Origin of the sequence: Flavobacterium sp. GCM10023249 (assembly GCF_042653365.1) — a bacterium.
Lineage (GTDB): Bacteria > Bacteroidota > Bacteroidia > Flavobacteriales > Flavobacteriaceae > Flavobacterium.
Genome location: NZ_JBHSHZ010000012.1, coordinates 176,392 through 201,757 on the forward strand (window position 1 = coordinate 176,392; position 25,366 = coordinate 201,757).

At 36.2% G+C, this 25,366-nt stretch carries 21 protein-coding genes; 9 read left to right on the forward strand and 12 right to left on the reverse strand.

What is annotated here, in order from left to right:
* Window positions 1–42 precede the first annotated feature (42 nt).
* The 5 genes from gldM to topA form a co-directional block, all read right to left on the reverse strand.
* On the reverse strand, window positions 43–1,578 hold the full coding sequence (gene gldM / locus ACFO7M_RS11570; protein ID WP_379735773.1) for a gliding motility protein GldM: 1,536 nt from the start codon (window positions 1,576–1,578) through the stop codon (window positions 43–45).
* A 53-nt stretch (window positions 1,579–1,631) separates the two neighbouring features.
* Window positions 1,632–2,279, reverse strand: coding sequence for a gliding motility protein GldL (gene gldL, locus ACFO7M_RS11575; RefSeq protein WP_379735775.1), 648 nt, complete (start codon window positions 2,277–2,279; stop codon window positions 1,632–1,634).
* Between the two features lie 50 nt (window positions 2,280–2,329).
* The gene (gldK, locus tag ACFO7M_RS11580) at window positions 2,330–3,715 is read right to left on the reverse strand and encodes a gliding motility lipoprotein GldK (protein WP_379716230.1); all 1,386 of its coding nucleotides are present in this window, start codon (window positions 3,713–3,715) and stop codon (window positions 2,330–2,332) included.
* 126 nt (window positions 3,716–3,841) lie between these two features.
* Window positions 3,842–4,987: a formimidoylglutamase gene (locus ACFO7M_RS11585; protein ID WP_379716233.1), complete on the reverse strand. Its 1,146-nt coding sequence runs from the start codon at window positions 4,985–4,987 to the stop codon at window positions 3,842–3,844.
* A gap of 2 nt (window positions 4,988–4,989) precedes the next feature.
* Window positions 4,990–7,491, reverse strand: a complete 2,502-nt coding sequence (topA, locus tag ACFO7M_RS11590; RefSeq protein WP_379735777.1) for a type I DNA topoisomerase — start codon at window positions 7,489–7,491, stop codon at window positions 4,990–4,992.
* 742 nt (window positions 7,492–8,233) lie between these two features.
* Between topA and ACFO7M_RS11595 the strand changes: the two genes are divergently transcribed.
* Window positions 8,234–8,908: a hypothetical protein gene (locus tag ACFO7M_RS11595; RefSeq protein ID WP_379735779.1), complete on the forward strand. Its 675-nt coding sequence runs from the start codon at window positions 8,234–8,236 to the stop codon at window positions 8,906–8,908.
* Between the two features lie 62 nt (window positions 8,909–8,970).
* Here ACFO7M_RS11595 and ACFO7M_RS11600 read toward each other — a convergent pair whose 3' ends face one another.
* Window positions 8,971–9,753, reverse strand: a complete 783-nt coding sequence (locus ACFO7M_RS11600) for a hypothetical protein (protein ID WP_379735781.1) — start codon at window positions 9,751–9,753, stop codon at window positions 8,971–8,973.
* Between the two features lie 115 nt (window positions 9,754–9,868).
* Here ACFO7M_RS11600 and miaB point away from each other — a divergent pair, with 115 nt between their 5' ends.
* The 8 genes from miaB (at window position 9,869) to groL (ending at window position 17,082) form a co-directional block, all read left to right on the forward strand.
* Window positions 9,869–11,323 carry a tRNA (N6-isopentenyl adenosine(37)-C2)-methylthiotransferase MiaB gene (gene miaB, locus ACFO7M_RS11605; protein ID WP_379716245.1) on the forward strand — a complete coding sequence of 485 codons (1,455 nt, stop codon included), beginning with the start codon at window positions 9,869–9,871 and terminating at the stop codon, window positions 11,321–11,323.
* 12 nt (window positions 11,324–11,335) lie between these two features.
* Window positions 11,336–11,845 (forward strand): YcxB family protein, encoded by a 510-nt coding sequence (locus tag ACFO7M_RS11610; RefSeq protein ID WP_379735783.1) that lies wholly within the window; start codon window positions 11,336–11,338, stop codon window positions 11,843–11,845.
* 19 nt (window positions 11,846–11,864) lie between these two features.
* A complete protein-coding gene (locus ACFO7M_RS11615) occupies window positions 11,865–13,130 on the forward strand; it encodes a sigma-54 interaction domain-containing protein (RefSeq protein WP_379735785.1) in 1,266 nt (421 codons plus the stop codon).
* A 31-nt stretch (window positions 13,131–13,161) separates the two neighbouring features.
* The gene (locus ACFO7M_RS11620; protein ID WP_379735787.1) at window positions 13,162–13,665 is read left to right on the forward strand and encodes an LptE family protein; all 504 of its coding nucleotides are present in this window, start codon (window positions 13,162–13,164) and stop codon (window positions 13,663–13,665) included.
* Between the two features lie 4 nt (window positions 13,666–13,669).
* Window positions 13,670–14,572, forward strand: a complete 903-nt coding sequence (locus ACFO7M_RS11625) for a tetratricopeptide repeat protein (protein ID WP_379735789.1) — start codon at window positions 13,670–13,672, stop codon at window positions 14,570–14,572.
* A 2-nt stretch (window positions 14,573–14,574) separates the two neighbouring features.
* Window positions 14,575–14,952, forward strand: a complete 378-nt coding sequence (gene secG, locus ACFO7M_RS11630; RefSeq protein ID WP_379716258.1) for a preprotein translocase subunit SecG — start codon at window positions 14,575–14,577, stop codon at window positions 14,950–14,952.
* Window positions 14,953–15,119: 167 nt separating this feature from the next.
* Window positions 15,120–15,395: a co-chaperone GroES gene (locus ACFO7M_RS11635; RefSeq protein WP_379716261.1), complete on the forward strand. Its 276-nt coding sequence runs from the start codon at window positions 15,120–15,122 to the stop codon at window positions 15,393–15,395.
* A gap of 55 nt (window positions 15,396–15,450) precedes the next feature.
* The gene (groL, locus tag ACFO7M_RS11640) at window positions 15,451–17,082 is read left to right on the forward strand and encodes a chaperonin GroEL (protein WP_379716264.1); all 1,632 of its coding nucleotides are present in this window, start codon (window positions 15,451–15,453) and stop codon (window positions 17,080–17,082) included.
* A 58-nt stretch (window positions 17,083–17,140) separates the two neighbouring features.
* Here groL and ACFO7M_RS11645 read toward each other — a convergent pair whose 3' ends face one another.
* The 6 genes from ACFO7M_RS11645 to ACFO7M_RS11670 all read right to left on the reverse strand — a co-directional run bounded on the left by ACFO7M_RS11645 (window position 17,141) and on the right by ACFO7M_RS11670 (window position 25,307).
* A complete protein-coding gene (locus tag ACFO7M_RS11645) occupies window positions 17,141–17,881 on the reverse strand; it encodes a DUF2490 domain-containing protein (protein ID WP_379735791.1) in 741 nt (246 codons plus the stop codon).
* Window positions 17,882–18,182: 301 nt separating this feature from the next.
* Entirely contained in the window at window positions 18,183–19,625 is a 1,443-nt protein-coding gene (locus ACFO7M_RS11650) for a TolC family protein (RefSeq protein ID WP_379735792.1), read from the reverse strand.
* A complete protein-coding gene (locus tag ACFO7M_RS11655; RefSeq protein ID WP_379735794.1) occupies window positions 19,609–22,824 on the reverse strand; it encodes an efflux RND transporter permease subunit in 3,216 nt (1,071 codons plus the stop codon). Before ACFO7M_RS11655 ends, ACFO7M_RS11650 begins: the two co-directional genes overlap by 17 nt.
* Before the next feature lie 18 nt (window positions 22,825–22,842).
* Window positions 22,843–23,925, reverse strand: a complete 1,083-nt coding sequence (locus ACFO7M_RS11660) for an efflux RND transporter periplasmic adaptor subunit (protein WP_379735796.1) — start codon at window positions 23,923–23,925, stop codon at window positions 22,843–22,845.
* A 273-nt stretch (window positions 23,926–24,198) separates the two neighbouring features.
* Window positions 24,199–24,585, reverse strand: coding sequence for a hypothetical protein (locus ACFO7M_RS11665; RefSeq protein ID WP_379735798.1), 387 nt, complete (start codon window positions 24,583–24,585; stop codon window positions 24,199–24,201).
* A 44-nt stretch (window positions 24,586–24,629) separates the two neighbouring features.
* Window positions 24,630–25,307, reverse strand: a complete 678-nt coding sequence (locus ACFO7M_RS11670) for a DedA family protein (RefSeq protein WP_379716286.1) — start codon at window positions 25,305–25,307, stop codon at window positions 24,630–24,632.
* Window positions 25,308–25,366: the final 59 nt, after the last annotated feature.

The following is a 25,366-nucleotide window of genomic DNA, read 5'->3' on the forward strand; positions in this document are numbered from 1 at the left end:
TATTTGAGGCGTTTAAATAAATTAAACGAAATTTACATTTTATTATTGTACTTCATAAGTACAAGAAGATACTCTCTTAGCAACTTGGTCGATTCCTGAGAAGCTAGCTTTGATCTCAGAAATTACAACTACATCACCTCTTTGTGCTTTTTGGATAGCCGCTTTAGCTCTACCATCCATTTTGCTACCAGAAACAACGATTGTAGGCTGTCCAGGCACTTTAATGTTGAATTGTGTTACGTTAACTGTTACTGGGAAATCGAAATCTTCCATTACAGCAGAGATTGAACACACTTCTAAGTTTGATTTAGAACCTTTAGCAGCAACTTCACCACGGATTTTTCCAGTTGGAGCAGGTAAACCTTTAATTCTAAATTCTTTTTTATCAGAAACCACTTTACCGTCAGGTAATGTAGCACTAACATTAACCATCACTGAAGCACCAGGTCCCGGTTTGATAACATATTTACCAGCACCACCGGCAGGAGACATTCCTGGAGCAGTAGCTCTAACTTTATCAGAACCAACACCAGCGAAAGAGATAGTCATAGGGTTAGGCACACCACGGTAAACTACATTCATTTTATCAGCAGAGATTGTTGCTGAATTTGGACGAGGAACAACTACATACTTCCCTTCGAATTTCAATGGAATGTTTTTCCCATCTTCTAAGAAACTGAATTGACCATTGATTGTTTGCTCACCAACGCTACCAGCAGTTAATGAAATAACAGCCTGACCATTTTCTAATTTACCAGGACCTTGGAAAGATGTAGGAACTGTAGACTCATCATAACGACCTAATACTACTTTACCTTTTACATTCTCACCTTGGAAATAAGCATTCTTTTCTAAAACTACAATAGCTTGATAGTTACTGTAAGAAGCAGTTTGTACTGCTGCTTTACCTAAAGCCGCACTAATTACATCAGATTCTGCTTTTTTTGCATCATTCTGCCAAGCAGTCAACTTCGCCAAAGAAGCGATTGCAGGGAATCCTTTAAAGTGATAGTTTAAATATTTATCTTTTAAACCTTCTTTATTAGCCACATCAGATAAATCAAATTTTTTGTTTACCTCATTAAGGATAGCAGAGTATTTTTTCTCGTTACCAAGTGCCGCTTTAATATCAGCTTTATAAGCTTCAATTGCTGCAACTACTTCGTTACCTCTCTTTGAATAACCTTCACCAGTGAACCAGCTGTTATCTAAGTTATCAGCTTTATCCATTGCTTCATAAGGTAACTTTCCATTTTCTTCTTTTTCAACTCCAGTTAAAACTTCAGCTTTTAAAGTTCCAACAAAGTCATAGAATTTCTTTGTAGCCGCTTCTACTTTGTGAGCAGTTGCCGCAGCACCAATAAATTCTCCTTTTGCCTCTGATGCTTTAGCATCCAAAGCAGCTAACATGCCAGCGTTACTTTCTGTAGAAGCCGCATTAGCACCTTCGAATTTTTCGTTCATTAATCCGAAAGCAGATAAAACTTCTTTTGACATGTTCATTGCCAACATCGCGATGAAAACCAAATACATTAGGTTAATCATCTTCTGTCTAGGGGTTAATTTTCCTCCTGCCATTTCTTTTTAATTAGTTTTGTTAATAAATACGATTATGATTTAGTTAAAACTAATTAACCTCTATTACTCATTGCAGAAAGCATACCTCCGTAAACATTGTTCAATGTAGCAATGTTAGAAGTCATAGATTGCATTTGTTCTTTTAATTTTGCAGCGTTTTCAGCAATTTCTTTGTTCGCTTCTGCATTACGAGCAGCGCTATCCAATTGCAATTTATATAAGCTGTTTAATGATTCCATAGACGCAGCAGCAGTAGTCATTTCTTCAGCATATTTCTTTTGAGAAGCGATAGCATCAACAGTTGGAGAAATACTTTTTGCAGCTCCTTCGAAATTTTTGATGCTGTTTCCTAAGCTAGACATTAATTCACCATCAATTTTAGCTTCTTTAAGCATTGCATCTAATTTTTGAGATAACAAACCTTGAGCTTCAGTTGCATCTTCTTTTTTCGCTTTTTTAGCTGTAGGCTCACCACCTGCCAATTCTGGATAAACCAAAGACCAGTCTAAATCTTTTTCTACTGGTTCGAACGCAGATAATGCGAAGATTAACGCTTCAGTAACAAGACCGATTGATAACATCAATGTACCTGTTAGAGGACCAATTTCGAAGTGAGTAATTTTGAATAATGCTCCAATAATTACTACTGCCGCTCCCATACCGTAAGCGAAGTTCATTGTTTTTTTGCTTAAAATCGCCATAATAATAAATTTAGTTAAGTTAATATAAATATTTGTGTTTGGTTTTTTTCTTATTTAGAAGCATTTCCTGTTACGTCTGTACCCATATAATCTTGGATTGTACGGAAACCGATATAACTTCTTGCCGAGTCTGCGTATTCGAAATCACGAGTACTTACTTGTAGGTAGTAAGCAACATCTTTCCAAGAACCACCACGAGTTACTTTACGCATATTTTTTTGATCAGATACATTTGGATTCATTGTTGAAACAAACTCATATGCAGTAGGATCATATGATGAATCTGTCCACTCAGCAACGTTACCAGCCATATTATACAAACCATAATCATTTGGTTCGTAAGCATCAGCTTCAACTGTATACAACGCTTGATCTGCTGCATAATCTCCACGCACTGGTTTAAAGTTTGCTAAATAACAACCTCTATCGTTTTTAGCATAAGGCCCACCCCATGGGAAAGTTCCTGACTCTAATCCACCACGAGCAGCATATTCCCATTCTGCTTCGGTTGGAAGTCTATATTGATTTACAAATTCTTGATGACGGTCTTTTCTCGCCGCATTGTGATATAAAGTTCTCCATGCACAAAACGCTTTAGCTTGCTTCCAGCTTACCCCAACTACTGGATACTCACCGTATGCTTGATGCCAAAAATAATCATTATGCATAGGTTCGTTGTATGAATAAGCAAAGTCTTTAATCCAAACTGTAGTATCAGGATAAACCATTACTTCTTCTTGACGGATAAATTCTTTTCTCTTTCCTACTTTAGCTTTAGCAGCAGCTTGAATATCCATCCAAGAATAACGGAATTTTAAATTCTCTACTCTTAAAGTTCTCAAACCATTGTAAGCTTCTTCAGCAGGGATATACATAGAATCCATAACTTCAGTATAGTAAGCATCAGGATATTCTCCTGTTTTCCACTTTAATGGAATCTTTTTATTCAACTTTCTACCCGCATAAGGATCATCTGCCGTTCCCATGCTATAGTAATTGTCATACATATACTTGTCATAAACACTCATATTAGTAGTATCTGCATCCAAGAATGCATAATCAGCAATACTACCACCTTTTGATTTTGAATCCGGGTCGTTTTTCTGACCTAATTCATCAGCAGAAATTGCCAATCTTGTTCTAACAATTGAATCTCTTACCCAGTTTACATACTGTCTGTACTCACTGTTAGTAATTTCAGTTTCATCCATGTAAAATGAACGTACCGTTACTGTTTTTGTAGGCGCATCCTGTACGTTTGCTAAATCATCATCGGATTTACCCATAATGAAAGCACCTCCAGGAATCAAGGTCATACCGAACGGTTTCTCAGGGTGCCAAGATTTACCTTTAACACCTACCAGTTGACCATTGTCTTTTGATCCGCAGCTGTATAAAAATGAAACCAGTACTGCTAATAAAATGAACTTCTTCATATAAATTGGGGTTATGTATGTATTCATATAGTTTTAAGGCCGTAAACCTATTTATTTATTTTCTAAAAAACAATTTTTTTATTAAAAAAACCTTAAAATTTTTTATTCTATCCTAACAAACAGGATTTATATTAAATTTTTCCTTTGTGCTTTCCACCATCTTTCGGGAACATCACCATTGCAAGCAGACAAATAATCATTGTGCGTGCAGGGGAATAACGTAGCTTTTTTTAATTTATTGTTCTGTCCTGCAATGAATGGAATTTCTATCCACCATCTCTCTGTTTTATTACTCTTATAAAAGACTACTTCTTCATCAAGAGTCACTATGTATTTGATGTAATTTTCCTTGGTACCAAAAGGATATTCATTGGATCTGTAATGAAAACCTTCAATAAAATACCAGATAATTTGAGCCATTAAAACGGATTCTCCCTGGGTATTAAAATGATTGAAAATTCCAAAAGAACTTGTTTTATCGCTTATGCCCGCATATCTGGATAGTGCACAAATTTCTTTACCATTAAAACCATTAGGTGCAAATTTAGTGAAATTTCCTGAATCTGAAGACTTTACCGAAAGTAAATCTATCGAAACCAGATCTGCATCACGAAAAACAGGTTCAGCAATAGCTGGATTATTACAAACTTCACCCAATCGATAGGCATCAAAGTAAAGTTTTTCAATCAAATCAATCTCTTCTTGCGAATTAAAATAGGTTTGATAACCTATATTACTATAATTAAACAAATTATTGGGCTCATCAACAATTAACTTGGTTAAATAAGATTCAGATCTGCTCACATTTTCCTTTGCAAAATCGAATTTACTGTCTACCGAAACCAAATTCACCATTTGCTCTAGCTGATCATATGCACGATACATAGCATACGTCAAATCCTGCGAACCACCAATAACAATTGGCAATACATTATTTTTAATCAAATGCGCGACCGCATTCTTTAACACATAATACGTATCCTCAATTTCATTACCCGCAAGCAAATCTCCCAAATCAACAATTTGAGCAGACCAATTACCCGGAAATAATGAATACAACTCCTTACGAATAGGCATTAAATCAACTGTATCATTATCATGCCCCAAACCTCTATTATCCAAAACACCTATGATAGCAATTTTTGCCGATCCTATAATTGGAAAATCAGTTTCGGTATGAAACACTACTTTTGAACCCAAAGCTTGTGATGACAAACCTTGGACAAACTCCACAAACTCAGAGTTTAAAGGCTGAAAGAAATCAAACACCATTCTTATTTCTTTTTAGCAGTCGTTTTTTTAGTTGCTGTTTTTTTAGCTGCCGGTTTCTTAGCCGGAGCCTTAGCTTCAATCATCTCCTTTACTTTATCCAAAGTTAATGCTGCAGCGTCAACATCTTTATTCAATTCGATTTTGATTTTCCCCTTCAGAATTACCGAACGTCCCCAACGTGCTTTTTCCACGCGAATTCCTTCTTCTTCCCAGTTATGTATTACCTTATCAATATCTTTTTGCAATTTATCTTCAATCAACTCAGCAATATCAGATGCGGATAAATTATCGAAATTGTATTTTTTACTTACGTTAATAAAAATTCCATTCCACTTGATAAACGGACCAAAACGACCCACCCCTTTTTGGACATCCATATTTTTGTATTGTCCGATAGGAGCATCAGCCTGATTCTTTTCATCAATCAATTCCTGTGCTCTTTCCAAAGTCACGTCTAATGGCTCTTCTCCTTTAGGCAATGAAATAAAAGTTTTACCGAAACGGACATACGGTCCGAAACGCCCATTATTCACTTCTACTTCTTCCCCTTTATATACACCTAAATTTTTAGGCAATAAAAACAAATTCAAAGCATCTTCTAAAGTAACTGTACTGATATTTTGTTCTGCTCGTAAACTTGCAAATTGTTTGTTTTCATCATCAGCCTCACCGATTTGCACCATTGGACCAAATTTACCTAGTCGAACAGATACTTGTTTTCCAGATTTAGGATCGACACCCAGAATACGCTCGCCACTTTCTCTTTCTGCGTTCTTTTCAACATTTTGAACATTTGGATGGAAATGATTGTAGAAATCCTTCATCATTTTCGCCCATTCAATATTTCCTTCGGCGATTTCGTCAAAATCCTGTTCAACTTTAGCTGTAAAATTGTAATCCAAGATCGTTTCAAAATTCTTAACCAGGAAGTCATTTACAATGATTCCAATATCGGTTGGTACCAATTTCCCTTTATCAGAGCCTACGTTTTCTTTTAAAACCTGCGCATTGATTTCGGCATTCTTCAAGGTAATCTGATTGTATTGACGTTCTTGACCTTCGAAATTTCCTTTTTCAACATAATTTCTGTTGATAATTGTTGAAATCGTTGGCGCATAAGTTGACGGACGACCGATTCCAAGCTCTTCCAGTTTTTTCACCAAAGAAGCTTCCGTATATCTTGCAGCTGCGCGAGAGAAACGCTCGGTTGCCGTAATGTAGTTATGTTTTAGCGCCTCGTTAACTTTTAATGCAGGCAACATACCTTCTTCTTGTTCTTCATCTTCATCATTTCCTTCAAGATACACTTTAAGGAATCCTTCAAATTTGATTACTTCTCCGGTAGCGCTGAATATTTCTTTATGATTATTCGCTTCGATTTTCACATTCGTACGTTCCAACTGCGCATCACTCATTTGCGAAGCCACTGTTCTTTTCCAAATCAAATCATACAAACGCGCCTGATCTCTGTCGATATCAATAGTATGACGCGACATATCTGTAGGACGGATAGCTTCGTGCGCTTCCTGTGCTCCTTTAGATTTGGTATTGAAATTTCTTGGTTTGCTATATTCTGCACCGTAGTAGCTTGTGATTTCAGCTTGAGCTGCTGCCATAGCTTCTTGTGAAAGATTCACACTATCCGTTCTCATATAGGTAATCAATCCCGCTTCATACAAGCGTTGCGCGATTTGCATCGTAATACCTACCGGCAAATACAATTTACGAGCCGCTTCCTGTTGCAATGTAGACGTAGTAAATGGTGCAGCAGGTGATTTTTTGGTTGGCTTTGTTTCTAAATCCGCTACCTTATATATAGAACCTATATTTTGTTGTAAAAATTGTTCCGCTTCTTTTTTCGTTGCGAAGTTTTTAGGCAATTTCGCTTTGAAACTTTTTCCTGCTTCGTTTGTAAACTCGGCAGTAACGCTATACGAAGCTTCTGCTTTAAAATTTTGAATTTCACGTTCGCGTTCCACAATTAAACGTACGGAAACTGATTGCACACGACCGGCAGACAATCCACCTTTGACTTTCTTCCAAAGTACAGGTGACAATTCATACCCCACCAAACGATCTAGAACACGACGCGCTTGTTGTGCATTAACCAAATCGTAATTGATACCACGTGGGTTTTCGATTGCTTTTTGAATAGCCGATTTAGTAATTTCGTGAAAAACAATACGTTTGGTCTTTTTAGGATCCAATTTCAACTCTTCCGCCAAGTGCCATGAAATAGCCTCTCCCTCGCGGTCCTCGTCGGATGCTAACCAAACCGTTTCGGCATTTTTAGACAAGTCTTTGAGTTTTTTAACCAATGCTTTTTTATCCGGGGAAACTTCGTATTTCGGTTTGAAGTCATTATCAACATCTACACCGATTTCCTTGGAAGGTAAATCAGCGATGTGTCCGTAACTTGATTCAACCTGGAACTCTTTCCCAAGAAACTTTTCAATAGTTTTTGCCTTTGCAGGCGACTCAACAATCACTAAATTCTTTGCCATTTGCAGTTTTATTTCTTCGGCAAAAGTATAGGTTTTTTTTAAATATTGTGTTTTTGCCCTTTTTAAAAGTATTTTTTAGCGATGAACGGCGAATTAGTGACTATTCGTAATTCGTCCTTAGCACTTAGTTCTTAGACCCTTTTCAAAAAGCAGGCAGCACTTGGTTCATACTATTCTAGAACAATAAAAAAGTCTTTGTACCATATAAATAATCATTCGTACCACCTAAAAAGTCATCGGTACCACATAAACAATCATCAGTACCACATAAACAATCATCAGTACCACATAAAAATTCTTCGGTACCACATAAAAAGTCTTCGGTACCACCTCAATAATCATCGGTACCACATAAAAAGTCTTCAGTACCACCTAAATAATCGTTGGTACCACATAAAAAGTCTTCAGTACCACCTCAATAATCATCGGTACCACTTCAACAATAATCAGTACCAACTAAACAATCATCGGTACCACTTCAACAATAATCAGTACCAACTAAACAATCATCGGTACCACCTCAATAATCATTAGTACCAGTAGCATAGTTCATAGTACCAACTGTAGAGTGATTCGTAATGCTAAAATCATAGCTAGCAACAATACTGACTATTAAACACTTATCTTTTTCCGGATAAAACCCAGTTAAATTATCTTAAATTTTTGTAAGAATTTTATTGTTATTTACTAATCTCCTCTTTACATTTGGAAAAAAACATACTATAAAAAACAAAACAGTATTATGAGTAGAATCAGAAAAGAAGAGTACACAAGTTTGGGGAACTTTGTACGCAAGAGCTTTGTTAGGGATCAGGAAATTATTATGACACGGTATCCAAAACTAAACGCTTCATTTCTGGCTGAATTCACGGCCAAACTAGAAGAAGTCAAAACATTGGAAAGCGGGTTGGTTTTGACAGAAAAACAAAAAGACACCACCTTTAGTTTGTATGCAGAAGCTGCAGAACTTAACAAAGAGCTCAATTTTTTAAAGAGTTATACCGATAGTGCGCATTTGAACACGGATAGTATCATTACACTAAAAAACGATTTGGCTCGCAACAATATTGAAGGCGCCATAGTCAAGATAGAAAGTCTTCGTCAGTTTGTGATGGAAAATTTAGAAGCCTTGGTAGATGAAGGAATGGTACCCACTTTTGCCGGAACACTTGAAGCACACCGAATTAGTTTATCCGAAAAGAATGCCAATCAAAATGTTTTCATGAACCAACGAAAAGAACTGACCGAAGCCAACATGACGCACTACAATGCACTGTATGGCTATATTTCGAAGATTGTGAATGCCGGAAGACTCGTTTTTGAAGACAGCATAAAAAAAGAAGAATACAGCGTAAGGCGAGTTGTAAGCAGAATGCGATCGGCCAAACACCCCCACGCTATTGAAGCTGCTTATTAAGTAAATAAAAAATCCCTCAACCGTATTACAGTTGAGGGATTTTAATTCTATACCTTAATATATTATAAAGAATCAAATTCAGAATCCTGTCCAATTTCATCCAACACATTTTCCATTTCGAAACCAATGACACTTTTATATATAAAGTATTTAGGAATTAGAATTATAGAAAACGTAAAAATGAAACCAATACCACACGTAACAATTCCACCAATGTATGCCAATAACATCAACACTAAAGTTAACGCCAAGGTTATCCCCCATTTATTGGTACCAATTTTAAATGCCAATTTTACAATATCTGCTGTAGAAAGATGAGGGTTAAAAGCATAAATAACCACAAAATAACTTATAGGTACAGAAGTATAAATCAAAGGAAAATAGCACAAAATTGCAGAAAGCAAAGAGACACCAAATGTAGCTAGACCGATACCCACTGTACGCTTAATAGCCCTGCCTTTAAAAAAGACAAAATAATTTTCGGTAGAAAAACCATGACCTTCATCGGCTTGTTTACAACCAAGATAAAAACCTGCCATTAAACCTGTCACCAAAGTCATCAACACTACAAAAAGCAACATCATAAAAACAAAAAAGGCAATAATGGCTGGTACACCAAGTCCAGAATCTAACCAATTACCATTTTCAAGAGAAGCGCCTAAAAGGGAGGCCGGCATAAGAAATAGCATCATAAGTGCAAAAGATCCTATACCATAAAAAAGCATAAATAAGGCACCTTTACCCCACACTATCTTGAATAAGTCAAAAGACTGTCCAAATACGTTCCCAAAATCCAATCGAGGATTTGTTGCAATTTTTTGTTCTAAATCGTAGAATTCGTTCATAGATTATTTTTTTTGCAAGATTAACAAAATATTTAACACCGCGCATCTGACATCTTGTCATAAAATCAAATTTTAGTACTATCTTTGCACGCACATTTTTACGCAAAGGCAATTTATGGAAAAGGAAATTGATGAAAAGAAACAAGGTACCAGCCTGGTTTTACAAGAAAAAGAAGGAAATACTAAAAAACTTTTTATAGAGAGTTATGGTTGTGCTATGAATTTTTCGGATAGCGAAATCGTAGCCTCTATTTTAACCGAACAAGGTTATAATACGACTCAAAAATTAGAAGAAGCTGATCTTGTATTGGTGAATACCTGTTCTATACGAGACAAAGCAGAACAAACGGTTCGCAAACGCTTGGAAAAATACAACGCAGTAAAACGCAGTATCAATCCAGGAATGAAAGTTGGCGTTTTAGGATGTATGGCCGAACGTTTGAAAAGTCAGTTTCTGGAAGAAGAAAAAATTGTCGATATGGTTGTCGGGCCAGACGCCTATAAAGATTTGCCTAATCTTTTAAAAGAAGTAGAAGAAGGTCGAGATGCAATCAATGTGATTTTATCGAAAGACGAAACTTATGGTGACATTTCACCGGTTCGTTTGAATTCCAACGGAATCAATGCCTTTGTATCTATTACTAGAGGTTGTGACAATATGTGTACGTTTTGCGTCGTTCCTTTTACTCGCGGACGTGAAAGAAGCCGTGAACCACAATCTATTATTGAAGAAATCAAAGATTTATGGGACAGAGGTTTCAAAGAAATTTGTTTGTTAGGACAAAACGTGGATAGTTATTTATGGTATGGTGGCGGATTGAAAAAAGATTTTGAAAAAGCCAGCGAAATGCAAAAAGCCACTGCTGTTGACTTTGCACAATTGTTAGAAATGTGTGCCGTACAGTTCCCTAAAATGCGTTTCCGTTTTTCCACTTCGAATCCACAGGATATGCACGAAGAAGTATTGCATGTGATTGCCAAATACGACAACATTTGTAATTACATTCACTTACCAGTTCAATCTGGAAGCACAAGAATATTAAAAGAAATGAACCGTCAACACACTCGTGAAGAATATATGGCTTTGGTAGATAAAATCAAACGTATCATTCCGGGTTGTTCGATTTCACAAGATATGATTACCGGTTTCCCTACCGAAACCGAAGAAGATCACAAAGACACTTTAAGTTTAATGGAATATGTGGAGTATGACTTCGGTTATATGTTTGCTTATTCCGAAAGACCAGGTACATTAGCCGCGCGTAAAATGGAAGACGATGTTCCGGAAGCAGACAAAATGCGTCGTTTACAGGAAGTGGTTGACTTGCAACAAGAATTAAGCGCAAAACGTACCGCACGTTTCTTGAACCAAACCGTTGAAATCTTAATAGAAAAAGAGTCGAAGAAATCCGATAAACATTGGTCAGGAAGAAATTCAGAAAATGTAGTGACTGTTTTTCCTAAAGAAAATTACAAGCCAGGAGATTTCGTATTGGTAAAAATTTCCGACTGCACAACTGCAACTTTGATTGGAGAAGCAGTTGGATATAGTGCGATGCAAACAAACTAATTCTAGAGATAAATGGATAAAGAGATTGTTATCAAATACCGAGTTAATGCAGAAAATCTATTAAAAGTCAGCAAATATATTTTACTGAATTCAAAATTAGCTAAGTACATAATATTTGGTTTACCTCTATTGATTTTATTGAACATTTTTAGCAATTCAACAATAGAAAACAAATCTGATTACACAAATTATATCTCTTTAATTTTAGTAATTCTATTTTGGGGATTTCTATATTACAGAACTATAAAAGAAACAAAAAAGAAAATACTAGAGAATCAAAGAAATTTTGAAAACATAAAAATCACTTTAGACAATAGCTCATTTACTCAAGAAGGACAGACTTTCACTGTACAAACCCTTTGGAAAAATATAAATAAAATAAAAGAAACTAAAGAATGGTTTCTAATCTTTCAAACAAAAACTACGGCCTTACCTATTTTTAAGAAGGATTTATCAGACGAACAACTAAAAGATTTAAAAGAATTATTTATCTCTTTAAACGTCGAAAAGAAACTACTTTAACAAAAGTTCGTAACAAACTATGGAAAACGTCCAAGCCATAAAACAACGATTCGAGATTATCGGAAATGATCCAAAATTGAACCGTGCGATTGAAAAAGCCATTCAAGTCGCTCCTACGGATATTTCGGTATTGGTAACCGGAGAAAGTGGCGTGGGTAAAGAAAGTATTCCAAAAATAATCCATTCCCTTTCACACCGCAAGCACGGAAAATACATTGCTGTGAACTGTGGCGCCATTCCGGAAGGAACCATTGACAGTGAATTATTCGGTCATGAAAAAGGATCATTTACCGGCGCAACTTCAACTAGAGAAGGGTATTTCGAAGTAGCAGATGGAGGAACCATTTTTTTAGATGAAGTGGGTGAATTGCCTTTAACGACTCAAGTGCGTTTGTTGCGTGTTTTAGAAAACGGCGAATTCATCAAAGTCGGTTCATCACAAGTACAGAAAACCAATGTTCGAATAGTTGCTGCAACCAACGTGAATATGGTTGAAGCAATAGAAAAAGGCAAATTCCGCGAGGATTTATATTATCGTTTAAGCACGGTGGAAATAGGTTTACCGCCACTTCGCGACCGTAAAGAAGACATCCATTTACTGTTTCGTAAATTCGCATCCGACTTTGCTCACAAATACAAAATGCCTCCAATTAAATTAGAGGAACCTGCAGTACAGTATTTACTAAAGTACCGATGGAACGGAAATATCCGTCAACTTCGCAATGCTGCAGAACAAATTTCGGTTTTGGAAACCAACAGAGACATTTCATTACAAACGCTTGTTTCGTATTTACCTTCTGAAGGTTCGAATTTACCTTCTGTCATCAACAAAAAATCCGAAAGTGATTTTTCAACCGAAAGAGATATCCTTTACAAGGTACTTTTTGACATGAAAAGTGATTTGAATGATCTAAAAAAACTCACTTTGGAACTCATGAAAAACGGAGCCAAAGTACAAGATATTAATCCGAGTCTGATTCAGAAAGTATATGGAACTTCAAAAGAGAACGAAAGTGAAATTCTTTTCGAAGAAGAACCAAGAATTTCTGTTATACCAACCGACAGTACGACGATTCAAGAAGAATTCATCGATGAAGATGAAGAAGGTAATTATATTTTTGCCGATACTGTGGAAGAAGAAGATTCTCTACGTTTGGACCAAAAAGAAATTGAACTCATCAAAAAAGCATTGGAACGCAATAAAGGAAAACGAAAAGCGGCTGCGGATGAATTAGGGATTTCTGAAAGAACATTGTATAGAAAAATCAAACAATTCGATTTGTAAAATTCCAATTTCATATCTTTGGAAAACTAAAATGAAAAAAACATATTACATAGTAGTAGCATCGCTTTTCTTCCTGCTGAACAGTTGTTCTGTTTACAACTTTACGGGAACCAGTAAAATTGATGCCAAAACATTTCAAGTCAACTACTTTCAGAATGTATCGGAATTAGTTGAACCGGGTATCGATCGTGATTTCACATTACGTCTGCAGGATTTAATACAAAATCAGACCAATTTAAATTTAACGACGACCGACGGTGACTTAGTCTATGAAGGTGAAATTGTAGATTATCGAATTTCACCAATGACAGCAACAGCTGATTTAACTGCGGCACAAAACCGACTGACTATTTCTGTAAACGTGCGCTTTAGCAATAAAAACAAACCGGAAGAAAACTTTGAAAAAAGATTCTCTTTCTTTTTCGATTATCCTGGCGACCAACAATTAACAGGAACACAGCTCCGTACCGCATTGGATGAGATTTTTGAAAGAATCACACAAGACATTTTTAATGACACTTTAGCCAAATGGTAATTTTATGAATATCTCAGAGTTTACCAATGTACTAAACAATCCCGGAGCCATCAACTACAATCATATTAATGAATTGGACAGAATTTTGGCAGAATTCCCCTATTTCCAAAGCGCAAGAAGTATTGTACTGAAAGGTTTGTATGCCCAAGACAGTTTTAAATACAACCAAGCATTAAAAACAACCGCAGCTTACACAACAGACCGAACTGTGTTATTTGACTTCATAACTTCTGAACATTTTCAAACAATTCAGAAAACAAACTTTGAAGCCAACGAAAAGGTGATACCTACTAGTGATAGTATTGAAAAGGTAGAAATTTCAGAAATCGAATTTGTACCAGTTGTTCCTCAGGAACCAATAGTGGAAAATACGCTAGAAAAGTCGATCCTATCTTCCATCAAAGAAGCTACCCAAGATTTAGAAACTGTATCCGAACCACTTAGTAAGGAAACTTTAAAACAAGAAGATCAAAAAGACAACATTCTAGAAGTAAAATCGGATGTAGAAAAACCCATTTCTTTCAATACTAACGAAACACATTCCTTTCAGGAATGGTTACAGTTGTCAAAGATAAAACCCATTGACAGAAACGAAGAGAATACAGACACTAAACCTGAAGTTAAAAGTTTAGAAGCCAAACTTGAATTGATCGACAAATTCATCGAAACCAACCCTAAAATTTCACCCCCGAAAGAAGACGCTACACCTCCGGCATTTACCCAAAAAAACGAGGACACATCTTACTTAATGACAGAGACGTTAGCAAAAGTTTATCTGGAACAAAAAAAATATAGCAAAGCAATACAAGCATATGAAATATTAATTTTGAAATATCCAGAAAAAAGTAGTTTATTTGCAGACCGAATTTTAGAAATAAAAGATTTACAACAAAATAACAATAAGTAACAATGAGTACATTTTCAATTTTTTTAGTTTTAATCACTATAGTTTGTTTTTTACTAATCGTAGTAGTTATGGTACAAAACCCTAAAGGAGGAGGCTTGTCTTCAACTTTCGGAAGTTCTCAAACAATGGGAGGAGTTCAAAAAACAACTGACTTCTTGGATAAAAGTACTTGGTATTTAGCTGGAACTTTAATCGTTTTGATTTTATTATCAAGCTTAAGCTTCACAGGTTCTAACAGTGAGACAGGTTCTAAAATTATTGATGAATCGGCTGCTCCGGCTGCTCTTCCAACTGCTCCGACTGCCGCTCCAGCTCAAGATGGTAAAGCAACTACACCTGCTGCTACCGAAACTCCAGCTACTGAAGAAGCAAAAAAATAATTTTCGACATAACGAAAACTTAAATGCCAGCCTGTCAGTGCTGGCATTTTTATTTAGAAAATTTGTCAGATTTTAAGCCTTGGCATAATTTCTGTCTAAAGGCAATAGCCAACTGAGTGAGGCTAAAACGAAAAATAGAAAATAATAAATCATAAATACATATAATTATGGCATTAAATATTAGACCACTTTCAGACCGTGTTATTGTAGAACCTGCTGCGGCTGAAACGCAAACAGCTTCTGGAATTATCATCCCGGATACTGCAAAAGAAAAACCTCAAAAAGGAACAGTGGTTGCTGTAGGTAATGGTAAAAAAGACCAACCAATGACAGTGGCAATTGGCGATACTGTTTTATACGGAAAATATGCCGGAACTGATCTGAAATTTGAAGGGAAAGATTATTTAATCATGCGTGAAGAAGATATTCTTGCGATTATCTAAACTTGATTATTTGAAACTCTTAACTTTTTAAACTTTAATTATTAAAACAAGAATAATGGCAAAAGATATAAAATTTGATATTGAAGCACGTGATGGTTTAAAACGTGGTGTTGATGCATTAGCTAATGCGGTTAAAGTAACATTAGGACCTAAAGGTCGTAACGTAATCATTTCTAAATCATTCGGAGCACCAACAGTAACCAAAGACGGTGTTTCTGTAGCAAAAGAAGTGGAATTGAAAGATGCTCTTGAAAACATGGGAGCACAAATGGTGAAAGAAGTAGCTTCTAAAACCAATGATTTGGCAGGTGATGGTACAACTACTGCAACTGTTTTAGCACAAGCTATCGTAAAAGAAGGTTTAAAAAACGTTGCTGCCGGAGCCAATCCAATGGATTTAAAACGAGGCATAGACAAAGCGGTGGAAGCAATTGTAACCGATTTAGGAAAACAAGCAAAAGAAGTTGGTTCTTCTACAGACAAAATCAAACAAGTAGCTTCGATTTCTGCAAACAACGATGATGTTATCGGAGATTTAATTGCAACTGCTTTTGGTAAAGTAGGAAAAGAAGGCGTTATAACAGTTGAAGAAGCAAAAGGTACAGATACCTATGTTGATGTAGTAGAAGGAATGCAATTCGACAGAGGTTATTTATCTCCTTACTTTGTAACGAATACAGAAAAAATGGAGGTTGAATTAGAAAGACCTTACATTCTATTATACGACAAAAAAGTATCTTCATTAAAAGAATTACTACCTATTCTTGAACCCGTTGCACAATCATCAAAACCTTTATTAATTATCGCTGAAGACGTTGATGGTGAAGCATTATCTACATTGGTGGTAAACAAATTACGCGGTGCATTGAAAATTGCAGCTGTGAAAGCTCCAGGTTTTGGAGACAGAAGAAAAGCAATGCTAGAAGATATTGCTATTTTAACCGGCGGTACGGTAATTTCTGAAGAAAGCGGATACAACTTGGAAAATGCAACGTTAGAAATGCTTGGAACTGCTGAAAAAGTATCTATTGACAAAGACAATACTACACTTGTAAACGGAGCTGGTGATAACGAAATGATTAAAAATCGTGTGAACCAAATCAAAGCACAAATGGAGTCAACAACTTCAGAATACGACCGTGAAAAACTACAAGAACGTTTAGCAAAATTAGCTGGTGGTGTAGCCGTATTATATGTTGGTGCTGCTTCTGAAGTGGAAATGAAGGAGAAAAAAGACCGTGTGGACGACGCATTACATGCGACTCGCGCAGCGGTAGAAGAAGGAATTGTTGCTGGTGGTGGTGTTGCTTTATTAAGAGCAAAAACAGCTTTAGCCAACATTAACACACAAAATGCTGATGAAGCAACAGGAGTTCAAATCGTAGCTCGTGCTATTGAAGCGCCTTTAAGAACTATTGTAGAAAATGCTGGTTTGGAAGGCTCTGTAGTAGTTGCTAAAGTTACTGAAGGTAAAGACAACTTTGGTTATAATGCAAAAACAGACGAGTATGTTGACATGTTGGAAGCTGGAATCATTGACCCTAAGAAAGTAACACGTGTGGCTTTAGAAAACGCTGCTTCGGTTTCTGGAATGATTTTAACCACAGAGTGTGCTTTAATCGACATCAAAGAAGAGAATGCCGGAGGCGGAATGCCAATGGGTGGTGGTATGCCAGGAATGATGTAAATCTTCCCATACATATAATTTAAAATAAAAACCCCGATTTCACAATCGGGGTTTTCTTTTAGTCTTTCTTTTTATACCAATCAAAATTAGTAACGTAAGACAATCTTACTGTTGGATTACTTTCCTGAAATGTGTTTGGGTAATTCCATATATTCTGATGAATATAAGAAAGTTGCAACTGATTTTGTTTATTGATTGAATAACCAAATCCCCCAATAATTCTATTTTGATTCAAAAATGTTTTCCCCGCATTCGAGCCTAGATTCACAAAAACCTCATCACCTAAAATAGCAAACAACTTTGTATTTCCATCTACTTTTGTTATTGGATAATTGACCAAAAACATATAACGCATTCGGTTACGATAGTCATAACGATCAACACTAAACTCTTCCGTTACAGGATCTTGTACAGTCACACCTACATAGCGTAATTCATCACGCAAACGATGGGTAAATTTAAAATCACCTGAATTATGAACAACCGTACCCTGAAACCATACATGATCTTCAGGAATACTGATTTTATTCATTGCCGGATCACCATAGGAGTATGTATTATAATGACTGAACCCAATACTTGCGGTAAACCATTTGCTAAATTGGTAATCTACCGATGGTCTTACAAACCATTGCTGCTTTTCTTCAAATCCATTTGCAAAACGCAATGTGCCTTCAAAAGTGAAAGACAATTTCTTGGTTAAATTATTTTTCCCAACATAATGTGTCCAAATATTCGTATTGCTATTTTTTATTTGTCCATTACTATTTTGGATTGATCCAAAAATTAGTATTCCCATTAGGAAAATTGATTTGATGCGATTCAATTTTAGCATATTCTTATTCTATTAAGGTATTTGATTAATTGAAAAAAGGATTCATTCGATAGTCAACAGACAATCCAAAACAATGACATTTAAATCTCGTTTATTATGCCAAAGTTGATTCTATTTCCAAGAAGTTTGTAAATATACTTCCTTTACTAATTTTTATCAACATCATGCTTACAAAAACCTCATCCCAAAACCATTTTCACTTTGGAAAAAGAAAGCTATTATGCCGAAGCACAATAACTTTCTAAGTAAATAACCAACTACTATATCAATTCCAACCGCCACCTAATGCTTTGTAGATGCTAACCATTGCATTCAACTGTTGCATCTTGGTTTCCACTAAATCAAATTTAGATTCCAATGCATCGCGTTGAGTTAACAATACTTCCATATAATCTGCCCTAGCAGAACGGAACAACTCATTTGAGATTGCAACCGAGGCCGTCAATGCTTCCACTTGTTTGAATCTTAAATCATAGCTTTTCTTCAAATTGTCAATTTTAGAAACCTGATTCGCCACTTCTACATACCCATTCAAAATAGTTTGTTCGTACTTATAAACCGCTTGAATTTGTTTCGCATTAGCAGTATTATAACTGGCTTTTATAGCATTCCTATTGATCAAAGGCGCCATTAAATCTCCTGCGAGAGAATACAATAACGATTCCGGTTTGAAAAGATAATTAGGATCAAAAGCTTTATATCCAATTCCAGCTGAAATCCCTAAGGATGGATAAAAACGCGCTTTAGCAGATTTCACATCCAATTTGCTTGCTTCTAATTCAAATTCAGCCTGTCTGATATCAGGTCGGTTACCCAACAACTGTGAAGGAATACCAGTATAAATCATTTCCGGTATAATATCAGTAAATACCATCGAACTTCTGTCTACGTGCTGTGGATAGCGGCCAATTAGGAAATTAATTCGGTTTTCCGCTTCAACGATTTTCTGTTGCACTTCAAACTGCAGACTTTTTGTTTTTAATACCTCAGCTTCAAACTTTCGGACCGCTAATTCAGTAACACGTGCTGCATCTTTTTGAATTTTAACAATCTCCAACGCATTGCTTTGAATTTCGATATTCTGATAAATAATTTGCAATTGGTTATCCAAAGCCAATAATTCATAATACGAATTGGCAATTTCAGCCACCATATTGGTCACCATGAAATTTTTACCTTCTACAGAAGAAAGATAACGGTTGACAGCCGCTTTTTTTCCATTGCGTAATTTTTTCCAGATATCGATTTCCCAATTGGTGTATATTCCGAGATTAAAATCTTTCAAGGGCTCAGGCATTTCTTTACCAGGTTTAATTTCTGTTGTTGCTTCCATCGCACCAATATTAGTAAAACGCGCTACTTTGTCTACCGAAGCACCGCCTCTTAATCCAACAGTTGGAAGGTATTCTCCTTTTCGGGCTCTAATTTCATTTTTAGCGATTTCGATTTCCTGCATCGTAATATTCAACTCTTGATTGTTTTTCAATGCTGTATCTATTAAAGCTTGCAAATAAGGATCTTTGAAAAACGTTTTCCAAGAAATTCGGCCTGAATTCATTGTGTCTTTAGTTGTTCCGGCAAACATTTCAGGAACCGATTTATTTTCTTTTCGTTCTACAGTTGAAAATGTTTTACAACCTACCATACTTATAAAAAGAATGGTTCCAACAATAAATCTGTAACTGCGATTTTTATTTAACTTCATCATTCTTTTCCGTTGTTTGATTATGTGTATTAAAACCATCCATAAGATGAACCAATTCATCCGACAAAGAGCTTTCGTCTTCATCTTTAATTAATTTTCTTCCATCGGCCAAAGAACCAAAAATGTAGTACAATCCTGGAACAATGACCACACCGAAAATTGTTCCGAAAAGCATTCCGCCCAAAGCTGCTGCACCAATGGTTTTATTACCAATAGCACCTGCGCCTGTAGCAATTATCAACGGAATCAATCCAGCAATAAAAGCGAACGATGTCATCAAAATTGGTCTAAAACGAACTTTAGCTCCTTCAATTGCCGCATCCTGAATAGAAAACCCTTCATTCCGCTTCTGTATAGCAAACTCTACAATAAGCACGGCATTTTTACCGAGCAAACCGACGAGCATAATGAGTCCAATTTGGGCATAAATATTATTCTCCAGTCCCATGGCTTGAAGCAAGAAGAACGAACCGAAAACACCCACAGGTAGTGAAAAAATTACGGATAACGGGATAATAAAACTTTCATACTGTGCTGCGAGAACAAAATACACGAACAACAGAACGATTCCGAAAATATAAATTGACTCATTCCCTTTATTCGATTCATCATAGGAAAGTCCTTCCCATGCTATATCGTATCCTTTCGGCAAAGAAACTTCTGCAACTTCCCGAATAGCTTTAATCGCATCGGCAGTAGTATAACCCTCAGCCGGCAATCCCTGAATAGCAGATGAATTATACATATTGTAGCGAGTAATTTCATTTGGCCCCTGCCCTTTTTTAAGTGTCATAAAAGCAGAATAAGGCACCATTTCCCCTTTATCATTTTTCACATAAAGATTCAGAATATCCGTTGGCAATCTTCGGTATTTTGGATCGGATTGAACATATAACTTGAAGAAACGTCCGTATTTAATAAAGCCTTGTTCGTAAGTACTACCAATTAGAATATTCAAGTTTTCCATGGCTTTCCCGATGGAAACCCCTTTCTGCATTGCGAGTTCATTATTAATTTCAAGTTCGTATTGCGGATAATTTGCGGCGAAGAAAGTAAACAATCCCGTTAATTCCTTGCGCTTACCTAGATCTTCCATGAATTTTTTATTCACTTTATCGAAATCCTGATAATCGGTAGTGGTATTTTTATCCAACAAACGCATTGAAAAACCTCCAGATGCCCCGAATCCAGGAATTGCAGGTGGTTCGAAGTATTCCACAATAGCTCCCAGTCCATGAGATTTCTCCTCCAACTCTTCCATAATTTCTTTAACCGTATGCTTGCGTTCGTCCCAAGGTTTTAAGTTGATCAAACATGTACCTGCATTCGAACCACGACCTTCGGTCATGATTTCATAGCCCGCTAAAGACGAAACCGACTCTACACCGTCCACTTTTTCACAGATTTTCTGTAATTTCTGAGAAACATGATTCGTTGTTTCCAAAGTAGAACCCGGGGGCGTTTGAATGATTGCATAAATGGTTCCTTGATCTTCGATTGGTATAAATCCCGAAGGAAGAATTTGATTTTCAACAAATATACCGGCACAGAAAACCGCCAAGATACCAAAAGTAAGTACCCTTCTGTTTACAATAGCTTTTAACAAAGTCACGTATTTCCCAGTAAGCTTATCAAAAGCTTGATTAAAACGATCTAAAGATTTCGTTAATAAATTCTGTTTTTTAGGATGCCCGTGATGATTTTTCAGCATCATGGCACACAAAACCGGAGTTAAGGTAAGTGCTATCAGTGCTGAAATTACTATGGAACTTGCCATTGTAATAGAGAACTGACGGTAAAAAGTTCCAACTGGACCAGACATGAACGATATTGGTAAGAAAACCGAAACCATAACCGCAGTAATAGCAATAACGGCACCTGCAATTTCACCTAACACTTTTTTAACCGCTTGATAAGGGGTGATATTCGGAAACTCTTCAAATTTGGCATGCACTGCCTCGACGACGACGATGGCATCATCGACGACAATACCTATGGCTAGCACTAGCGCAAAGAGAGTCACCAAGTTGATGGAAAGTCCGAAAAACTGTATTACAAAGAAGGCACCAATAAGCGAAACCGGAACAGCCAAAATTGGAATCAATGTGGAACGCCAGTCTCCTAAAAAGACAAACACCACTAGCGCCACCAGAATAAAAGCATCTCGCAAAGTATCGATAACTTGGTCTATTGAGGCATCTAAGAATTGAGAAACATCATAGCTAATTTTGTAATCCATTCCTGGAGGGAACGACGCTTTCATTTCTTCCAGTTTACCTTTGATTTCGTCAATCACTTCACTAGCATTGCTTCCATAATTTTGTTTTAATACGATAGCAGCTGAAGGATGACCATCCAAATTGGAGTAAATATCAAAGAATTCACTACCCAGCTCTACTTTACCAATATCTTTCAAATGGATACTTTCTCCATCTGAATTGGCTCGGATAATTACATTTTCATATTCTTTAGGTTCGCTATAACGGCCTTTATAGGTCAGAACATATTCTAGAGATTGTGCGGCGATACCCGAGCTTTGTCCGATTCGTCCCGGACGACCGATAATACTTTGTTCGCCCAAAGCTTCCATTACCTCATCAACAGAAATATTATAAGCTCGCATACGTTCAGGGTTCAACCAAACACGCATCGCATAGGTTCTACTTCCTAAGATTTGTGAACGTGCCACCCCTTTTAGACGGTTTATCTCCGGAATCATCTTTACACTTGCGTAGTTATACAAGAATTTTTCATCCATTCCTTTATCTTTGGAGTAAAGATTCACGTACATCAACATACTCGGTTGAATAGGCGTAATTACAACGCCTTCACGCTGCACCAATTCAGGCAATAATGGCATCACTTGGTCTACCCTGGTTTTAACACGAACAACCGCCTGATTCGGATCGGTTCCGGGTTCAAAAATAATACGTAGAGTCGCCTCTCCGGCGCTAGTAGCATCTGTAGCAATGTAACGCATCCCTTCTACCCCATTGATGGAGTTTTCTAGGGTAATCAAGGTAGATTTGACCAATACATCGGCACTAGCTCCTGGATAGGCAATAAATATGTTTACTGTTGTTGGGGCAATTTGAGGGAATTGTGATATTGGCATTTGTTTGATAGCCAAAGTTCCCACAAAAAGTATCATGATTGAAATTACAATCGCGAATACGGGTCTCTGTATAAATTTGCTAAACATTTTTTCTATTCTATTAAATTATTCAGCATACAATTCCAAATGAGAAAGTACATGAGCCGCATTCTCTATTTTATACTCTATTTTTTCGTTTTCTTTCACTTGGCGTAAGCCTTCTAAAAGAATTTTATCTCCTAGAGTCAAACCACTATTAATAGCAAAAATATGTGGCAATTCGGCTGCAATGGTAATTGCTCTGGATTTTACTTCATTGTTTTTATCAATCACATAAACGTATTTCTTTTCCAATACTTCAAAAGTAGCTTTCTGTGGAATCAACAGGGCGTTTTTTAGAGGAATGGTGGTTTGAACATTACCGGTTTCACCATGTCGTAACAACCCCTTCGGATTGGGAAATGTAGCTCTGAAAGCGATGTTTCCGGTTTCATTGTTAAAATCAGCTTCAATAGTCTCAACAATTCCGTGATAAGCAAACGGCTCATTATTGGCCATAATTAGATTCACTTTCGATTTACCGTAGCTCGCTTTCGATTTATAGTCCAAATATTCAGATTCTGGCACATTGAAATACACCCACATTTTACTGTTATCCGATAAATTGGTTAGAAGATCACCTTCTTCCAGCAAACTTCCCAATCGGACGTGAAACTTATCCACGATACCATCAAAAGGCGCTCTTATTTCTGTGAATTGCAAATGCACTTTCATTAAAGCCAATTCAGCATTAGCCTTATCTAATTTTGCCTTAGCCATAGCTAATTCATTAGGAGAAACAACATTTTTGTCCGCTAATTTTTTGGTATTTTGGTATTCAATTTTAACAAAATTGGCTTCCGCTTGAGCCTTTTGCACCTCTGCCTGATATAAATTCGGCATGATTTGGAATAACAGTTGTCCTTTGCGTACAAACTGCCCTTCATCAACAAATATCTTTTGTAAATAACCTCTTTCTTGTGCTCTCAATTCAATATGATTGGAAGCATGTATCTGACACACATAATCTTTTGTAATAATAGTATCTTTTTTTACTGGTGTAGTAACTAAAAAGTGTGTTTTCTCTTCTTTTTCTTCTTTTTTAGATTCGCAGCTTGCATTCAACAACAATGTCAACAAACCAGCAAGCAATAAAAACTTTCTTGCCATAACTAGTTAATAATAAATAGATTAAAATAATTTTAGGTAAAAAAAGTAGCCCATTTTCTGTAGTAGAAAAACGGATACAAATAAGGCTTAGCAACTGAAGATGTATTCTCAGACGAACCCATCACTTTCGAAAAAGCAAAAAATAGCAAACATCCAGACCAATAATGCAGTAATTCAGCAAAAACTACATTTTGTCCAACATGCAAACAATTTACTACAAAATAAATTCAGTTTAGTAAGCACTTTCAGGACTGATTGACAGCCAAGAATGCATTAAATAAGATGGAATTTCCACTTGCAGAACAGCGCATACAGTGGAAGTTTGGTGATTCTATGGAATTGATGTACTACGGAGAGCTCCGTTTCTTCCAAATTAAGAGCTGGACCTTGTATTGAAAAGTTTTCAAAGGTCAAAAACTCGAAATCGTCTAATTCGATTTCGGATAAATCTTCCTGAACTTCATCAGGTATTGAATTGATTTGATAAACCTTAGTTCCTACAGAAACTTTATGAACAAAAGAGAATGGTTTACCTTTTTCGGGTTGGGTATCACCTATGAAACCTTTTCCCGACATGTTGAAAACCAACAACAATGCAGCCATCAAAGAGAATAATCTCTTCGAACAATTCAAGGCTCTATATTTACTGGTATACAACATCTTTATTTTGAGGCAACAAAACTAAAAAAAATATTTCTTATGAATTACTCAATATGCACTCTTTTCTTAAAAAGCTTCCAAAGAACCGGAAGCGTTGTAAAGGCTACAATTCCTATAACAATAAACTCGATATAATGTTTTAAATCGATTCCATAAGCATTCAAAAAGAAAGCGTGTAGATAATGACCGGCAAAAATCATGGAAAAAGACCACAAAAAAGAACCAAGAATATTGTAATACATAAATTTCTTTTTGTCCATAGAAACAATTCCAGCTACTATCGGAGCAAAAGTTCGTACGATAGGCAAGAAACGTGCAAAAACAATCGCTCTGTTTCCGTATTTTTCAAAAAAGTCTTTGGCTTGGTATAGGTATTTCTTTTTGAAGAAAAAAGTATCTTTTTGATTGTATAGGTAGCTACCGCTTTTGGCTCCAAACCAATAACCAGTCATATTTCCTAAGATTCCCATTAGCGATACCAAAGATGCAAAAACAGTAACATTAAGAAAATCATTCCCTAATGAAATTTGCTGCATTAATGTTTCACTATAAATTCCTGCAAGAAACAACAAACTATCTCCAGGAAGGAAGAAACCTGCCAACAATCCTGTTTCAGCAAAAACAATAAACAAAACAACAAGCAAACCTATTTTAATTCCTCCAAATTCCAATAAAATATAGAATTCTGGATTTAGTAACTGCAACCAATTGAAATCTTCCATTCGGTAAAAATAAATATTTATAAAAAAGGCGAAGGTACTACAAATAGCACAATCGCCTA

What these genes read in the sequence shown, in the direction of transcription:
- gldM (WP_379735773.1), bottom strand. Translation starts at nt 1,578, where the DNA reads ATGGCAGGAGGAAAATTAACCCCTAGACAGAAGATGATTAACCTAATG.
- gldL (WP_379735775.1), bottom strand. Translation starts at nt 2,279, where the DNA reads ATGGCGATTTTAAGCAAAAAAACAATGAACTTCGCTTACGGTATGGGA.
- gldK (WP_379716230.1), bottom strand. Translation starts at nt 3,715, where the DNA reads ATGAAGAAGTTCATTTTATTAGCAGTACTGGTTTCATTTTTATACAGC.
- ACFO7M_RS11585 (WP_379716233.1), bottom strand. Translation starts at nt 4,987, where the DNA reads ATGGTGTTTGATTTCTTTCAGCCTTTAAACTCTGAGTTTGTGGAGTTT.
- topA (WP_379735777.1), bottom strand. Translation starts at nt 7,491, where the DNA reads ATGGCAAAGAATTTAGTGATTGTTGAGTCGCCTGCAAAGGCAAAAACT.
- ACFO7M_RS11595 (WP_379735779.1), top strand. Translation starts at nt 8,234, where the DNA reads ATGAGTAGAATCAGAAAAGAAGAGTACACAAGTTTGGGGAACTTTGTA.
- ACFO7M_RS11600 (WP_379735781.1), bottom strand. Translation starts at nt 9,753, where the DNA reads ATGAACGAATTCTACGATTTAGAACAAAAAATTGCAACAAATCCTCGA.
- miaB (WP_379716245.1), top strand. Translation starts at nt 9,869, where the DNA reads ATGGAAAAGGAAATTGATGAAAAGAAACAAGGTACCAGCCTGGTTTTA.
- ACFO7M_RS11610 (WP_379735783.1), top strand. Translation starts at nt 11,336, where the DNA reads ATGGATAAAGAGATTGTTATCAAATACCGAGTTAATGCAGAAAATCTA.
- ACFO7M_RS11615 (WP_379735785.1), top strand. Translation starts at nt 11,865, where the DNA reads ATGGAAAACGTCCAAGCCATAAAACAACGATTCGAGATTATCGGAAAT.
- ACFO7M_RS11620 (WP_379735787.1), top strand. Translation starts at nt 13,162, where the DNA reads ATGAAAAAAACATATTACATAGTAGTAGCATCGCTTTTCTTCCTGCTG.
- ACFO7M_RS11625 (WP_379735789.1), top strand. Translation starts at nt 13,670, where the DNA reads ATGAATATCTCAGAGTTTACCAATGTACTAAACAATCCCGGAGCCATC.
- secG (WP_379716258.1), top strand. Translation starts at nt 14,575, where the DNA reads ATGAGTACATTTTCAATTTTTTTAGTTTTAATCACTATAGTTTGTTTT.
- ACFO7M_RS11635 (WP_379716261.1), top strand. Translation starts at nt 15,120, where the DNA reads ATGGCATTAAATATTAGACCACTTTCAGACCGTGTTATTGTAGAACCT.
- groL (WP_379716264.1), top strand. Translation starts at nt 15,451, where the DNA reads ATGGCAAAAGATATAAAATTTGATATTGAAGCACGTGATGGTTTAAAA.
- ACFO7M_RS11645 (WP_379735791.1), bottom strand. Translation starts at nt 17,881, where the DNA reads ATGGGAATACTAATTTTTGGATCAATCCAAAATAGTAATGGACAAATA.
- ACFO7M_RS11650 (WP_379735792.1), bottom strand. Translation starts at nt 19,625, where the DNA reads ATGATGAAGTTAAATAAAAATCGCAGTTACAGATTTATTGTTGGAACC.
- ACFO7M_RS11655 (WP_379735794.1), bottom strand. Translation starts at nt 22,824, where the DNA reads ATGTTTAGCAAATTTATACAGAGACCCGTATTCGCGATTGTAATTTCA.
- ACFO7M_RS11660 (WP_379735796.1), bottom strand. Translation starts at nt 23,925, where the DNA reads ATGGCAAGAAAGTTTTTATTGCTTGCTGGTTTGTTGACATTGTTGTTG.
- ACFO7M_RS11665 (WP_379735798.1), bottom strand. Translation starts at nt 24,585, where the DNA reads ATGTTGTATACCAGTAAATATAGAGCCTTGAATTGTTCGAAGAGATTA.
- ACFO7M_RS11670 (WP_379716286.1), bottom strand. Translation starts at nt 25,307, where the DNA reads ATGGAAGATTTCAATTGGTTGCAGTTACTAAATCCAGAATTCTATATT.